At 70.3% G+C, this 14,599-nt stretch carries 12 protein-coding genes; 5 read left to right on the forward strand and 7 right to left on the reverse strand.

Annotation, left to right across the window (positions count from 1 at the left end):
- The first annotated feature begins 35 nt into the window (after nucleotides 1-35).
- From O7614_RS10185 to O7614_RS10195, 3 genes are read left to right on the forward strand one after another with little or no spacing between them, the layout of a single operon-like run.
- Nucleotides 36-1,526 (forward strand): phosphatase PAP2 family protein, encoded by a 1,491-nt coding sequence (locus O7614_RS10185; protein WP_278138211.1) that lies wholly within the window; start codon nucleotides 36-38, stop codon nucleotides 1,524-1,526.
- An 8-nt stretch (nucleotides 1,527-1,534) separates the two neighbouring features.
- On the forward strand, nucleotides 1,535-2,335 hold the full coding sequence (locus tag O7614_RS10190; RefSeq protein ID WP_278138212.1) for an endonuclease/exonuclease/phosphatase family protein: 801 nt from the start codon (nucleotides 1,535-1,537) through the stop codon (nucleotides 2,333-2,335).
- Nucleotides 2,336-2,359: 24 nt separating this feature from the next.
- Nucleotides 2,360-2,497 (forward strand): hypothetical protein, encoded by a 138-nt coding sequence (locus O7614_RS10195; protein WP_278138213.1) that lies wholly within the window; start codon nucleotides 2,360-2,362, stop codon nucleotides 2,495-2,497.
- Between the two features lie 167 nt (nucleotides 2,498-2,664).
- Here the strand turns inward: O7614_RS10195 and O7614_RS10200 are convergent, their stop codons facing one another.
- The gene (locus O7614_RS10200; protein ID WP_278138214.1) at nucleotides 2,665-3,627 is read right to left on the reverse strand and encodes a TIGR03557 family F420-dependent LLM class oxidoreductase; all 963 of its coding nucleotides are present in this window, start codon (nucleotides 3,625-3,627) and stop codon (nucleotides 2,665-2,667) included.
- 378 nt (nucleotides 3,628-4,005) lie between these two features.
- Between O7614_RS10200 and O7614_RS10205 the strand changes: the two genes are divergently transcribed.
- Both O7614_RS10205 and O7614_RS10210 read left to right on the forward strand, forming a co-directional pair.
- Complete coding sequence (locus O7614_RS10205; protein WP_278138215.1) at nucleotides 4,006-5,382, forward strand: cellulase family glycosylhydrolase; 1,377 nt, start codon at nucleotides 4,006-4,008, stop codon at nucleotides 5,380-5,382.
- A gap of 417 nt (nucleotides 5,383-5,799) precedes the next feature.
- A complete protein-coding gene (locus O7614_RS10210) occupies nucleotides 5,800-7,608 on the forward strand; it encodes an FG-GAP-like repeat-containing protein (protein ID WP_278138216.1) in 1,809 nt (602 codons plus the stop codon).
- A 63-nt stretch (nucleotides 7,609-7,671) separates the two neighbouring features.
- Here O7614_RS10210 and O7614_RS10215 read toward each other — a convergent pair whose 3' ends face one another.
- From O7614_RS10215 to O7614_RS10240, 6 genes are all read right to left on the reverse strand, one after another.
- A complete protein-coding gene (locus O7614_RS10215; protein WP_278138217.1) occupies nucleotides 7,672-7,992 on the reverse strand; it encodes a multidrug efflux SMR transporter in 321 nt (106 codons plus the stop codon).
- A gap of 781 nt (nucleotides 7,993-8,773) precedes the next feature.
- Nucleotides 8,774-10,045 (reverse strand): sigma-70 family RNA polymerase sigma factor, encoded by a 1,272-nt coding sequence (locus O7614_RS10220; protein WP_278142211.1) that lies wholly within the window; start codon nucleotides 10,043-10,045, stop codon nucleotides 8,774-8,776.
- A 1-nt stretch (nucleotide 10,046) separates the two neighbouring features.
- Nucleotides 10,047-10,448, reverse strand: coding sequence for a YciI family protein (locus O7614_RS10225; RefSeq protein WP_278138218.1), 402 nt, complete (start codon nucleotides 10,446-10,448; stop codon nucleotides 10,047-10,049).
- Between the two features lie 93 nt (nucleotides 10,449-10,541).
- Nucleotides 10,542-12,749, reverse strand: a complete 2,208-nt coding sequence (locus O7614_RS10230; protein WP_278138219.1) for an alpha-galactosidase — start codon at nucleotides 12,747-12,749, stop codon at nucleotides 10,542-10,544.
- On the reverse strand, nucleotides 12,746-13,627 hold the full coding sequence (locus tag O7614_RS10235) for a carbohydrate ABC transporter permease (protein ID WP_278138220.1): 882 nt from the start codon (nucleotides 13,625-13,627) through the stop codon (nucleotides 12,746-12,748). The genes O7614_RS10230 and O7614_RS10235 overlap by 4 nt, the downstream gene beginning before the upstream one ends.
- Entirely contained in the window at nucleotides 13,624-14,580 is a 957-nt protein-coding gene (locus tag O7614_RS10240) for a sugar ABC transporter permease (protein WP_278138221.1), read from the reverse strand. The genes O7614_RS10235 and O7614_RS10240 overlap by 4 nt, the downstream gene beginning before the upstream one ends.
- Nucleotides 14,581-14,599 lie beyond the last annotated feature (19 nt).

A 14,599-nucleotide genomic window follows, 5' to 3' on the forward strand; every position in this document is an offset into this window, starting at 1 on the left:
AAGCGCCTCGCCAGAGCCGACAAGGGAGGTGCGGGGTGACCGCGGTCAAAGAGGTGGCACGGCGCCCGGTCGGGCATTTCGCCGAACGGAGCATCGCCGGCCTGGTGGCCGTCACCGGCGCCGGGGTGGCCTTCGCGCTGCTGTTGATGCTCGTGCGGCTGCGCTGGAGCCCTCTGCAGGACGCCGACCACGCCGCCGCCGAGTGGTTCAACGGGCTCGTCGCCCCGCATCACGCACTCGTCACCGTCCTCCAGGCGGTGACCGACCTGGGTGGCCGGCCGATCCTCATCTGGTTGGTCACCATCGCCGTGGTCGGGCTGCTGATCCGGCGACAGCCTCGGCTCGCCGTCTACCTGATCATCACCGGGGTCGGTGGCCTGATCCTGGACCCGTCCCTGAAGACGTTGGTCGGCCGGCTCCGTCCGATCGTGGACATGCCGATCGCCAGCGCCCCCGGCAACAGCTTCCCGAGCGGGCACGCGCTCGGCTCGTTCGTCGCGTACGGAGCGCTCCTGTTGGTGTTCCTGCCGGCGATGGCGCCCCGTTGGCGTAAGCCGGCGATCGTCGGCGTCGGAGTCCTGGTGGCGCTGATCGGTCTGACCCGGATCGCGCTGGGCGTGCACTTCGTCTCGGACGTGCTGGGCGGTTGGCTGCTCGGCGCGGCCTGGCTGGGCGTCACCGCGTACGCCTTCCGGCTGTGGCGTCGCGAACGCGGCCGGCCCGTGCCGCCGCTCAGCGAGGGCCTGGAGCCGGAGGCGGGGCACGACATCGCCCCCGCCCCGGCCGAGGAGCACGTGCTGGCCCACCCCCGCTCCGCGGTCGCCGAGCTGCTGGTCGGCTGGGTGCTCGTGTTCGGCGCGTTGTACGGCTTCGGCATGTACGTCAGCTACTACGCCAAGGGCACCTTCCTCGACACCCTCGACACCGACGTGCCACAGTGGTTCGCCGAGCGGCACACCGAGGTGTTGACCGAGGTGAGCTGGTGGTGGAGCAAGTTCGGTGACACCCACGCCATCCTGCTGATCTCGCTGGTGTTCTGCCCGCTGGTGCTGGCGGTGTGGCGGCGCTGGAGGCCGGTGCTGTTCGTGGCGCTGGCGATGGTGGGCGAGCTGACCCTGTTCCTCGCGTCGGCCCGAGCCGTCGACCGGCCCCGTCCGGCGGTGGAGAACCTCGACGGGCAGATGCCCACCTCGTCGTTCCCGTCCGGGCACATCGCGGCCACGATCTGCGTCTGGCTGGCGATCACCCTGATCGTGTTCCCGCGTACCGACCGCTGGTGGCGTTGGATCTTCGTGGGTTTGGCCGTGCTCATGCCGGTCGGTGTGGCCACCTCCCGGATGTACCGGGGGATGCACCACCCGACCGACTTCATGGGAGCGATCCTGCTGTCCGCGCTCTGGATCGGGCTGCTCTACCTCGTGATCCGCCCCAACGCCGACCTGAAGGAAGGCAACCAGCCGACCATCGAGTCGGAGGACGTGGACACCCTCGACGACGAGCTGGCGCGGGCCGGCCGAGCGGACTGAGAGCCACCGTGCTGCGCGTGATGACCTGGAACATCCGCACCGGCGGTCGGGACCGCGGCGGCCCCGACCGGCTGGACCGGGTGGTGGAGGTCATCGACGAGCAGGCACCGGACGTGCTTGCCCTCCAGGAACTGCGCGGCTTCGACCGCGACGGGCTGATGTCAGGCGTGGCGGATCGGGTGGGGATGACACCCCACCTGGCGCGGTCCTGCTTCGGGCAGCCGGTCGCCGTGCTGGTCCGTCCGCCGTGCCAGGTCGTCGACGCGGGCTCCCTGCGCCGGCCCTTCCACCACGCCGCCGCCCGCGTCGTGGTGGGCACCTCCGCCGGTCCGTTCACCGTCATCGGCACCCACCTCTATCCGTACTCCGGGGGGCGGCGGCGGATGGAGGTCGACTGGCTGGTCGCCGCGATGCGACGCAGCCGCGGCCCGTTGACACTGCTCACCGGTGACCTCAACTCGCTCGACCCGACCGTCGACCACACCGCCCAGCTGGCCGGCATGCCGACCCTCTACCGGCGGCGGCACCTGCGTCGGGGCGGCGGTGCGGTGGACACCCGGGCGATCGCCCGGCTGCTCGCCGCCGGCCTGGTCGACCTGTGGCCGAGGTGCAACGTCGGGGCGCCGGAGGCCGACGGCCGCACCGTTCCCACCCGGTTCGGTGGGGCCGAGTTCGCCGGGATGCGCCTGGACTATCTGCTCGGCACCCGCGCTCTGGCGGAGCGGGTGCGTGACTGCCGGGTGATCCGCGGCGGAACGGCGGACACCGCCTCCGACCACTATCCACTCCTGGCGACCATCGACCTGTGACCGGTACGGCCCTCGGTGACGGTCGTGCCGACGGCGCGTGGCCTGCGCGCGGTCTGGCGGGCCACCGTCACGCCGGCGGCCCGCTGGATCCGCCGGGCGGTGCTCGACCCGGCCCGGGTGGCCTCCCGGGAGGTGCTCGGCGCCCTGGGTCTGCGCCGCTGACCGGAGCGGAGTGCGGGCCCTCAGAACACCAGGTTGACCAGGACGGTCAGCACCACCGACGCCACGATCGAGAAGAGGATCATCAGAAGGCAGCCGAAACCACCACCGAGTGGGCGGATCTCCGTGTTACCGAAACGCATGAGGTTGCCCAATCGTCGTCGGGTGGGTCACAGCTCGCGCAGCCGGGGCAGCAGCTGTTCCTGGGCCCAGTCCAGGAACATCGGCTGGGTCTCCCCGCCGACCTGGATGATCGCCACGTGGGTGAAGCCCGCGTCGACGAACTTACGGAACGCCTCGACGTGCACGTCCACGTCCGGGCCGCAGGAGATGCCGTCGGCGACGTCCTCCTCCCGGACGAACTGGGTGGCGGCGGCGAAGGACTCCGGCCCGGGCAGGTCGGCGTTCACCTTCCACCCCATCCCGAACCAGCGGAACTGGTCGTGCACGATCTTGCGGCACTCCGCCTCGTCGGGGCCGTAGCAGATGGCCACCTGCCCGTAGCGAGGCCGGCCGGCGCCCCCGGCGTCGTCGTACATCTCGATGATGTGCCGGTCCGGTTCGGTGGAGATGATGCCGCTGCCGTATTCGGCGGCCAACGTCGCGGACTGCCGACCGGACGCGGCGATGGCCATCGGCACCGGCCGCTCCGGCCGGTCCCAGACATAGGCGTCGGGCACGTCGAAGTGGTTGCCGGAGAACGTCAGCGTCTCGCCGTTGAGCAGTGGCCGGATGATCTGCAACGCCTCCTCGAACATCTCGTGTCGCTGCTGCACGTGGGGCCAGCTGCCGACCACGTGCTCGTTGAGGTTCTCGCCAGCCCCGAGGCCCAGGGTGAAACGGCCGTCCGACAGCGCCCCGATCGTGCTGGCCTTCTGCGCGACGACAGCCGGGTGGTAGCGCCGGATCGGGCAGGTCACGAACGACATCAGCTGCGCGCGGGAGGTGGCGTGGGCGACCGCGCCGAGCACCGACCAGGCGTACGGTGAGTGGCCCTGGGAGTCCAGCCAGGGGTAGTAGTGATCGGACACCACGAGTTGGTCGAAGCCGGCTGCTTCGGCTCGGATGGCGTGGTCCACCAGTTGCTTGGGACCGGCCTGCTCGCTCATCAGGGTGTAGCCGACGCTGACCATCCTGGTTTCTCCTCTCCACCGGCGGATCGTTCCCGGGATACCCAGGTCGGCAACCGTCAACCCTCCCGTCCGGTTCGGCTCCGGCGATGCTTGACGGATCGCGGCGACCTGCCTACCGTCGCTCTTAACCGGTTAAGACCCGGCTGTGGCGCACATCCTGTGGTGGGGATGATCGCCCCGTAACGGCCTGCGCCTGCGTGGGCCGTTGCGGCTGTTCGGGCCCCGGGCTCTCCTACTGAACCGGTTGCGACGGGCCAATCCATCGCCCTACGCTGATGCCTGCGTTCCGGGAGCCGGGCGCGGCTGCCGGGCTGCAGCCGCCTTCCCCTGTCTCGTCCCACCCCTGTCGGGCACCGGGGGTTCTCCCTGAGGAAGGCCATGAAGACTCGACTCTCCGCCGTCGGCGCGGCGCTGCTCGCGCTGCTCGTCGCCATGCTGGCGTTCGGCCAACCGGCGCACGCCGCCGCCGGCTTCTCCGTCGCGAACGGCAAGTTGTACGACGCCAACGGCAGCGAATTCGTCATGCGCGGCGTCAACCACGCGCACACCTGGTATCCACAGCAGACCAGCTCGTTCGCCGACGTCAAGGCGCTCGGCGCGAACACCGTGCGGGTGGTGCTCTCCAGCGGCGACCGGTGGACCCGCAACACCAACGCCGACGTCGCGAACGTCATCTCACTGTGCAAGGCCAACCGGCTGATCTGCGTGCTGGAGGTCCACGACACCACCGGGTACGGCGAGCAGAGCGGCGCCATCACCCTCGCCCGTGCGGTCGACTACTGGCTCAGCCTCGCCGACGTCCTCGCCGGCCAGGAGAGATACGTCATCGTCAACATCGGCAACGAGCCGTACGGCAACCAGAACTACGCCTCCTGGGCCACCGACAGCGCCAACGCGATCAAGCGCCTGCGTACCGGTGGGCTGACCCACACCATCATGGTGGACGCGCCGAACTGGGGGCAGGACTGGTCGTTCACGATGCGGGACAACGCCGCGTCGGTCTTCGCCGCGGACCCGGCCCGCAACACCGTCTTCTCGATCCACATGTACGGGGTGTTCGACACCGCCGCCGAGATCAGTGACTATCTGGGCCGTTTCCGCTCGGCGGGGCTGCCCATCGTGGTCGGTGAGTTCGGCTTCAACCACTCCGACGGGGACCCGGACGAGGACACCATCCTCGCGTACAGCCAGGCCAACGGGATCGGCTGGTTGGGCTGGTCGTGGAGCGGCAACGGTGGCGGCGTCGAGTATCTCGACCTGGCCACCTCCTTCAACCCGGCCAACCTGACCACCTGGGGTCAGCGGCTCTTCAACGGTGCCAACGGGATCCGGCAGACCGCTCGGGAGGCGAGCGTCTTCGGCGGCACCCCGCCGCCCACCACGCCGCCACCCACCACCCCGCCACCCACCACACCGCCACCCACCACGCCGCCGCCGACCACGCCGCCGCCGGCGGGGGGCTGCACGGCGACCTACACGGTGACCAACCAGTGGCAGGGTGGTTTCCAGGGCGAGGTTCGGGTGACCGCTGGTGCCGCCGCGATCACGGGCTGGACCACCCGCTGGACGTTCGCCAACGGCCAGAGCGTCACCCAGACCTGGAATGCGACGCTGACCAGCAGCGGACCCACGGTGACCGCGCGTAATGCGGACTACAACGGCCGGCTGGCCGCCGGTGCCAGCACCAGCTTCGGTTTCATCGGCGGCTGGACCGGCAGCAACGCCCGACCGGAGGTGAGCTGCGCGGCCGGCTGACCCGGAAGCGCGCGTGACGGTGGCCGGGTCCGGGTGGGCCCGGCCACTCCTGTTCCCCTTCGGGGACGTGCGCACATAGCGCATCGTGAATAAGTCATGCAAGAACGAATGCTGTGGGATTCCACACAACCAACGGGGGCGGTGGATGAATTCATTGATCCCTAAGGTGAGCCTGCGGTTGCTTTCCGGTAACCGTTCAGCCCGCAGGGGCCACGGGGGTCCTTCATGTACGACTGTGCACAGTCGTGCCCACGATCGACGGGCACGACTCGCTTCAACACGCCCGGAGCCAGCGCGCCGTGCTCGACAGCCGGCCAGGTGAGCGCGGTACGGCGTGTCCTCGCCGCGCTTCGGCGCACGTCGCCACTGGTGCGTGCCGCGCAGCGTCCCTGCCTTGTGATCCAGAAAGGATCATTAGTGTCATCGTCCTATCGACGGCGAGCGGCCCAGGCAGGCTTGCTCGCCGCAACACTGGTGGCGGGGCTCGTCAACGCCTCGCCCGCCCAAGCTGTAACCGGCGGGACCGCCGTCACCGACGCGTCGTTCGCCTTCGTCGCCAAGGTCGACGTGGGCTCCCTGGAGCGCTCGTGCAGCGGTTCGGTAGTCGACGCCTGGTGGGTGCTCACCGCCAAGAGCTGCTTCAGCTTCGACGGTCAGGCCGTGGTCGCGGGCAAGCCGCCCAAGCCGACGACGGTCACCGTCGGGCGACCCGACCTCACCGCCTCGACGGGCGCGGTCGTGTCCGCCTTCCGGATCGTGCCGCATCCCGATCGTGACCTCGCGCTCGTGCGGTTGGACAGCCGGGTCGACGTGGCCCCGGTGGCACTCGGCGCCGCACCCACAGCCGGTGAGCAGCTCACCGGCGCCGGCTTCGGTCGCACCGGCACCGCCTGGGTTCCCGACCAGTTGCACAGCGGCTCCTTCGCGGTCCAGGCGGTCGGGGCGTCCACCCTGAACATCCTGGGCAGCGGGCAGACCGGCATCTGCCGGGGTGACCTCGGCGGCCCCACCGTACGAGTGGTGAGCGGCAAGCCGCAGCTGGTCGGCGTGCACTACAGCTCGTGGCAGGGCGGCTGTTACGGCGAGACGGAAACCCGTCGCGACGCGGTGGACAGCCGGGTCGACGACCTCGCGTCCTGGTTCAGTGCCACCATGCCGCAGGGTGTGGCGACCGACAAGTACGAGGACGTGAACTTCCTGTACACGTACGACCCGGGAGAGGCCGCCCCGATCACCTTCCCGGCGACCTCGACCGGCGGGTTCGGCAGCCCGATCGGTTCGTGGAAGAGCACTGAGAAGCGGTACAACCGGGACCGGGTCAAGGTGTTCAACGACGACTTCGACGGCGACGGCATCAAGGACGTCGTGGCGTTGTCGACCGCTGCCGATGGCAGCTTCGCCATCGACACGTTCATCACCCAGGCCGACGGCAAGTACGGCGCGCCGCTCCGATCCTGGACCGCCGGGGCCGGCTGGGGTCACATCACCAGCATGAAGATGGCCTCCGGGGACTTCAACGGTGATGGCCGGGCCGACCTGACCGCCTTCTACGGATATGAGCTGGGCAACGGCGACGAAGCCTGGATCAACTGGATCGCCCGACCGGACGGCGGGTTCGACGCCCCGAGCTCGGTGTGGCGGGCGACCACCTTCGGCAACTGGAACAGCACCGCCGTCTTCGCCGGGGATGTCAACGGGGACGGCCGGGCCGACGCCTCCCTGTTCTACGCGTACAGCGGTTCCAACAGTGGAGCCATGTCGATCATTACCTGGCCTGGTCGGGCCGACGGCACGTTCGGCGCCCCGTACACCTCCTGGTCCACCCCGAAGGAGAAGCCGTTCGCCGCACTCGCCAACATGAAGCTGAGGGCCGGCGACTTCAACGGCGACGGTCGCGGTGACGTGGCGGTCCTCAAGTATCTCGGTTCCAGCAGCACCAGCCTGCACACCTTCACGGGCAAGGCGGACGGGACCTTCAACGCGCCCGTCCAATCCTGGTCGTCGACCAGTTTCGGGCACTTTGCGAGCATGAAGCTGGCTGCCGGTGACTACAACGGTGACAAGCGTGACGACCTGGCCGTGCTCTACGTGTACGCCGACGACGGCCTGAGCATGAACACCTTTATCTCGACCACGAGTGGAGGCTTCACCACGCCGTTCGGGTCGTGGGTGAACCGGCCGCGGACGTTCGGTTGGTGGCCCAACATGAGGTTCGACGGCGAGTAGTCGTTCCAGCGTGCCCCACGGGTCCCCCGCTTCCTGACCGGAGGCGGGGGACCTTCGCTCTGCTCAGTGCTCCCCGGTCAGGTTCACGATGACCACCCCGGCGATGATCAGTGCGATGCCGGTGAGCTTGGCCGGCCCGACCGACTCGTGCAGGAACAACGCCCCGATAGCCACGATGGCCGCGGTGCCCAGACCCGACCAGAGGGCGTACGCGACACCGACCGGGATCTCCTTGACCGCCTGTGCCAGCAGCAGGAACGCCAGCACGTACCCGGTAAGGCAGCCGACCGTCGGCCAGAGCCGGCTGAACCCCTCGGTGCTCTTGAGCAGGCTGGTCGCCAGCACCTCGGCGAGGATGGCGATCCCCAGCAGCACGTACGCCATGCGGTCCTCAGTCCTGACTTCTCGACGGCGGATGTCGCTGGTCAGGCTATCGTCGGCGTCCGGCGTCGTTCGACATCCAACAGGTACCGTCGTCGCGCGGCCCCCCATCGCCGGGCGGCGGACGACCCCGGCCACATCTCACTCGGCCCCTTTGGAGCTGATGTCGCAAACGATTCAGCCGTGCCCGGTCTCGTGGCGTGATCCCATTGCCGGTTTTTTGCCTGCGTGGCTGTCGGCCTGCCTGCCCGCGCGGCTGTCGGCCTGCGCGGCTGTCGGCCCGCGCGGCTGTCGGCCCGCGCGGCTGCCTGCTCGTTGGCCGCTTTCCGAGATCGCTTGCGCTGCCGTCGCGACTGGCCGGCGCTGGTGGGCTACCGGCCGCGAACGCCCAGGCCCGCCGGGTGACGCCTTCGGGCACCGACTGGTCGAGGCCGGCACCGACGCCGTCTCGGCCCTGCCCGGCGACCGCTGGGCTGTGCGGCCTGGAGAGTGTCTGCGCGCGGTGATCGGGAGTCCTGGTCGGGCGTGGATGTTCGTCGGGCGGATGAATCGTTTACGACATCAGCTCCATAGGCAGTCCTTGACGCGATGTTCCTCCCCGGGCGGACCGTGCGGACTGCGCCCGCCGTGCGGACTGCGCCCGCCGTGCGGACTGCGCCCGCCGTGCGGACTGCGCCCGCCGTGCGGACTGCGCCCGCCGTGCGGACTGCGCCCGCCGTTGGGATTGGGCCCCGTGCGGACTGCGTCCGCCCCACTGACCCTGCCGGGGGTCCGCAGGTCGGTCTCAGCCCTCGGGTTGCGCCGGTGCGGGCTCGGTGGCGAGCCGGGCGGCTCGCATGGTGAGGTAGCGCTGCTCGGGCAGGCTGTTCGTGCGCGCCGCGGCGGCCCGGTAGTCCAGGATCGCCCGTTCCCGGTCACCGGCCATCTCGTGCAGGTGCGCCCGGGCAGCGGGCAGCCGGTGGTGCCCGGCGAGCCGGGGGTCGTCGGCCAGCGCGTCGACGGCGGCGAGACCGGCTGCCGGCCCGTGCACCATGGCGGTTGCCACGGCCCGGTTGAGCGCTACGACCGGGCTGCCGGCGAGCCGTTCCAGCACCTCGTAGAGCGCCAGGATCTGCGGCCAGTCGGTCGCGTCGGTGCTCGGTGCCTCGTCGTGCAACGCGGCGATGGCGGCCTGCACCTGGTACGGGCCGACCGGCCCGCGCGGCAGCGCCCGGGTGACCAGGTCGACGCCCTCGGCGATCGCCGTTGCGTCCCAGCGGCTGCGGTCCTGGTCGGACAGGGAGATCAGCTCGCCGGAGGGCCCGGTCCGCGCCGGACCGCGTGCCTCGGTGAGGAGCATCAACGCCAGCAGCCCGGCCGACTCGCTGTCGTCGGGCAGCAGCGCGTGCAGCGCGCGGGTCAGCCGGATCGCCTCGGCCGCGAGGTCGATCCGGCGCAGGTCCGCGCCGGTGCTGCTGGTGTGCCCCTCGGTGAAGACCAGGTACAGCACCTGGCGGACGGCCGTCAACCGGTCGGCGCGCTCGGCCGGTTCGGGCATCCGGAACGGCAGCCCGGATGCGCGGATGCGCTGCTTGGCCCGGCTGATCCGCTGTGCCATTGTCGCCTCGGGCACCAGGAAGGCGCGGGCGATCTCGGCGGTGCCGAGTCCGCCGACGGCGCGCAGGGTCAGTGCCACCGCAGCCGTCGGGGCGAGTGCCGGGTGGCAGCAGAGCATCAGCAGGACCAGGGTGTCGTCCCGCTCGGCGGTCAACTCCTCGTCCGCGGCCGGCGCGTACCGCTGGTCGTCGGGGTTCCGGCGGGCGACCAGGTCCTCCCGGCGGCGTCGGGCCTGCTCGCCGCGGACCAGCTCGATCATCCTGCGGTAGCCGACCTGGATCAGCCAGCCGCGTGGATTGTCCGGCACCCCCTCGGTCGGCCACTGGGTCGCGGCGGCCAGCAGTGCCTCCTGCACCGCGTCCTCGGCGGTGGCGAAGTCACCGAAGCGGCGGGCGAGCACGCCGAGGACCTGCGGCGCAAGCTCGCGCAGCAGGTCCTCGACGCGAGGATCGATGGTCAGTTCACAGCTCCTGTGGTGGCGCCGACATCACCGGGTGCACCTCGATCGGCATGTTCAGCGGGCGGCCACCCGGACCGGGGGCGGTGGAGATGTGCGCAGCCAGCTCCACCGCCCGCTGCGGGGTGTCGCAGTCGACGATCCAGAAGCCCGCGAGGAACTCCTTCGTCTCGGCGAACGGCCCCTCGGTGACCACCGGCGTACCGCCCTCACCGGCGCGGACGATCCGGGCCTGCTGCGGACCGCCGAGGCCCTGCCCGTCGACCCACTCCCCGGCGGCGGTGAGCTTCTCGTTGACCTCGCCCATGAACGCGATGTGCGCCTGGACCTCCGCCGGGGTCCAGGTGTCGATGCTCGGGAAGTCGGTCCCGGCGGCGCTGAACTGCATCAGCAGCATGTACTTCATCGTCTCGCTCCTCACACCTGCGCACCATCTTCGGTGCTCTCACCCTGAGGTAGAAGCAGACGGCACCGTTCTCGACACCCTGACCGAAGATTTTCAGGCGGCCTCGGCCACCTCCAGCACCAGGCTCTGCTCCGGGTGCAGTGCGGGCATCTGCAAACCCACCCGGGCCAACGCCGCCCCGGTCAGCACGACACCGTCGGTCAACCAGGCCGGCGCGGACCGGTCGATGGTCGCCGGCAACGGCACGTCCGAGACCGGCCCCACCCGGTAACGGCGCTCCGGGTCCAGGCCGGGCAGCCGGACCGCGCCGGGGGACGGCGTGGCGGAGGTGGCCAGCCGCGCCACCGCGTACACCGCTCGGGTCTTGTCGCGGTCGACCACGCCGTGTGCCCAGACGGCCGGGTCCGGGTGGTCGACCCGGACCACCCGGCCGGCGTGCAGGAGCGGGCGCAGCCGTTTGTGCAGTGCCACCCAGGCGGCCAGTTCGGTCTGCTCGGCGGCGCTGATCGAGGCGATGTCCCACTCGATGCCGTGGTGGCCGAAGAGCGCGGTGGCCGCCCGGAAACCGAGGTCGTGCACCCGGTTGGTGGTGTGCGAGCGCTGCGGGCCGATGTGCGTGCCGACCAGCTCCGGCGGCAGCAGCAGCCCGGTCCACCGTTGGATGCTGAGCCGTTCCAGGGCGTCGTTGCAGTCGCTGGCCCAGACCCGGTCGGTGCGGGCCAGGATGGCCAGGTCCACCCGGGCACCGCCGGACGAGCAGCTCTCGATCTCCAGGCCCGGATGACGGCTGCGCAGCTCGTCGAGGAGCCGGTAGACGGCCAGGGTCTGCCTGTGCACACCGGGTCGGCCATGGTGCCCGGCCTCGGTGAGGTCCCGGTTGTGGTCCCACTTGAGGTAGCTGATGCCGGGGTGTTCGGTGAGCAGGGCGTCGAGACGTTCCAGCACGTAGGCGTACGCCTCGGGGCGGCCCAGGTCGAGCACCTGCTGGTTGCGCCACGCCGGCGGCAGCCGCCCCGGTACGGCCAACAGCCAGTCCGGGTGCGCGCGGAACAGGTCGGAGTCGGGGTTGACCATCTCCGGCTCCACCCAGAGTCCGAACCGGAGGCCCCGGTCGGTCACGTGGTCGATGAGCGGTTGCAGGCCGTCGGGCCAGACACCTTCGTCGACGTACCAGTCGCCGAGGCCGGCGGTGTCGTCGCGCCGACCGCGGAACCACCCGTCGTCGAGCACGAACCGCTCCACCCCGATCTGCGCGGCCCGGTCGGCGAGGGCCCGCAGCCGCTGCAGGTCGTGGTCGAAGTAGACCGCCTCCCAGACGTTGAGGGTGACCGGCCGGGGGGAACGCGGGTGCCCGGGGCGGGCGCGCAGATGGGTGTGCAGCACCTCGCTGAGCCCGTCCAGCCCGGTGTCGGACCAGACCGCGTAGAGCAGGGGAGTCTCGTACGACTCGCCGGGGCCGAGTCGGATCTCACCGGGCGCCAGCAACTCGCCGCCGCCGAGGGTCGACTCGCCGGTGGGCCGGCGCTCGGCGACGGTGACGTGATCACCGCTCCACGCCGTGTGCACCGCCCACACCTCGCCGTGGCCGAAGCCGAACCCGGGGGTGCCCGCGACCAGTAGCAGGGTGGCGTCGTGCCCGGTCCGCCCGTGCCGGCCCTCGCGGATCCAGGCGCCGTGCTGCCACGGGTGCCGTTGCGGGGAGCGTTCCCGGCACCACCGGCCGGTGAGGTCCAGCAGTTCGGTCGCGACCGGTGGCACCGGCAGGACCGGGGTCAGCTCCCGCAGCTCGTACGCCGTGTCGCCGTCGTTGCGCAGCCGGTGCCGGATGGTCAGCAGGCCGTGCGGGTCGAGCATGATCTCGATGGTCAGGGCCAGCCCGGCGGCCGGGTCCGACGCCCGCACGCTCAGCAACGCCGCGCCGGGCTCGTCGTGCCCACCGTCGGCCGGGAGTACGCCCACCACCTCGCCGCCCGCAGCCAGGTGACCCGGTTCCGGGGCGATGTCGTGCAGGTCCCACCCGTCGAGGCGGAAGGAGGTGGACCAGTCCCGTCCGTCGCGGTGCCCGGCCAAGCCTGGGCGACCACTCCAGCCGGCGCTCGCCTCCGGCAGCAGGGACAGCACGGGCGGCTCGTCGAAGCTGCTCGGCACCACCGGCGGTACTGTCGCGTCGGTGAGCTGGCGAAGGCCGGCGTCGTCGAGGTCGCCGACGTCGCCGCCCCAGTGCACGACCCGGGGCATTCCCGGGCCGCGCGCGTCGAGCACCAGGCTGGTCCGCGCGCGGCGCAGGTGCAGGATCGTCATCCCTTTGAGGCTCCCAAGGTCAGGCCCCGGACGAAGTGCCGCTGGAGCATGAAGAAGATCACGAGGGTGGGGATCGCGACGAGGACGCTGCCTGCCGAGACCAGGTTGTTGTCGGTGAAGAACTCGCCGCGCAGGTTGTTCAGCGAGCTGGTCACCGGGAACTTGTCGCCGGTGCGCATCAGGACGGTGGCCCAGAAGAACTCGTTGTAGATCCAGGTCACCTCCAGGGTCGCCAGCGCGGCCAGGGCCGGCCGGCACAGCGGCATGGTGACCTGCCAGTACTGCCGCCAGATGCTCGCTCCGTCGACCATTGCCGCCTCGTACAGGTCGCGGGGGAGCGCCTTCATGTAGTTGCTGAGCACGAAGACGCAGAACCCGCACTGGAAGGCGACGTTGATCAGGATCAGGCCCCAGTAGCTGTCGTAGAGCAACTCGGAGTCGCTCATGAACTCCGGCAGTGGCACCTCGGTGAACATCCGGAACAGCGGGATGAGCAGCGCCTGTTGGGGCAGCAGGTTGGCCGCCGTGAACACCCCGAGCAGGATGATGTTGAGCTTCCAACTGAACCGGGCGATCACGAACGCCACGCAGGACGCGAGGAAGAGGGTCAGCAGCACCGCCGGCACGGTGATGTAGAGCGAGTTGAGGAAGTGCTGGCCGAACTCGGCCGTGCGCCAGGCGGTGACGTAGTTGTCGAAGGTCCAGCCGCCGAACGACACGTAACCGTTGGCGGCGGTGTAGTCGTACGAGCGCAGCGACGTCAGGACCGCCCAGGCGATCGGGAAGAGCCAGGCCAGCGAGACGGCGATGAGGAAGCCGTGCAGCAGCAGCCGCAGCGGGGTCAGCTTGCGCCGGCGGACCGGAGTGTCGACGCTCATTCCCGGTTCTCCCTCATCACGGTCGCCAGGTAGATGGTGATGAAGACCAGCGAGACGACCAGCATGATCGTCGCCAGTGCCGAGCCGAACCCGATCCGGCTCGCCTCACCCACCACGTTCTGGGTGACCAGCGCGGAGATCAGCTCCAACCCGTTGCGGCCCTTGTTGACCACCCAGACCAGGTCGAACGCGCGCAGTGACTCGATCACGGTCACCACCAGCACGATGATGTTGATGGGTCGCAGCACCGGGAAGACCACCCGGAAGAAGGTGCGGGCCTCGGAGGCGCCGTCGACGGCCGCGGCCTCCCGTAGCGACGGGTCGACGCCCTTCAGCCCGGCCAGGTAGAGCAGCATGATGTATCCGACGTGCCGCCACCCGGAGGCGACCAGGACCGCCCAGATGTTGACGTTCGAGTCGCCGTACCAGTCGACGTTGCTGTTGAACACCGCGTTGATCAGGCCCTGGTCGCGGGAGTACAGCAGTTGCCAGACGAAGCCGATCAACGCCAGCGAGAGCACCACCGGCAGGTAGAGCGCGGTCTGGTAGAAGCGGCTGCCGCGCAACTCCTTGTCGAGCAGGACGGCCAGGAACATGCCGAACGGTGTGGCGACCACGAACAGCGCCGCCAACCAGAGCAGGTTGTGCTGGATCGCCGGCACGAACGGCGGGTAGATGTTCACCACGTCGTCGTAGTTGCGGGCGCCGACGAACTCGATCTCGTTGAGGGGGCCGATGCCGTCCCAGTTGGTGCCGGAGAGCAGCACGGTGGCCGCCGCCGGTAGCCAGACGAAGCCGGTGACGAGCAGCAGCGGCACGAGCACCATCAGCGTGATGACCACGCGGTCGGTGCGGGACAGGAGCCGTAGCCGCCGACGACGACCACCCGTGGAGGTGGTCGCGGCCGGCGGCGGCACGGCGCGATCCGTTTGGATCAGGGGCAGGTCGGACACGATGTCCTCCCCCTTCCGC

It is taken from the genome of Micromonospora sp. WMMD961, assembly GCF_029626145.1.
In the GTDB taxonomy this organism is placed as follows: domain Bacteria; phylum Actinomycetota; class Actinomycetes; order Mycobacteriales; family Micromonosporaceae; genus Micromonospora.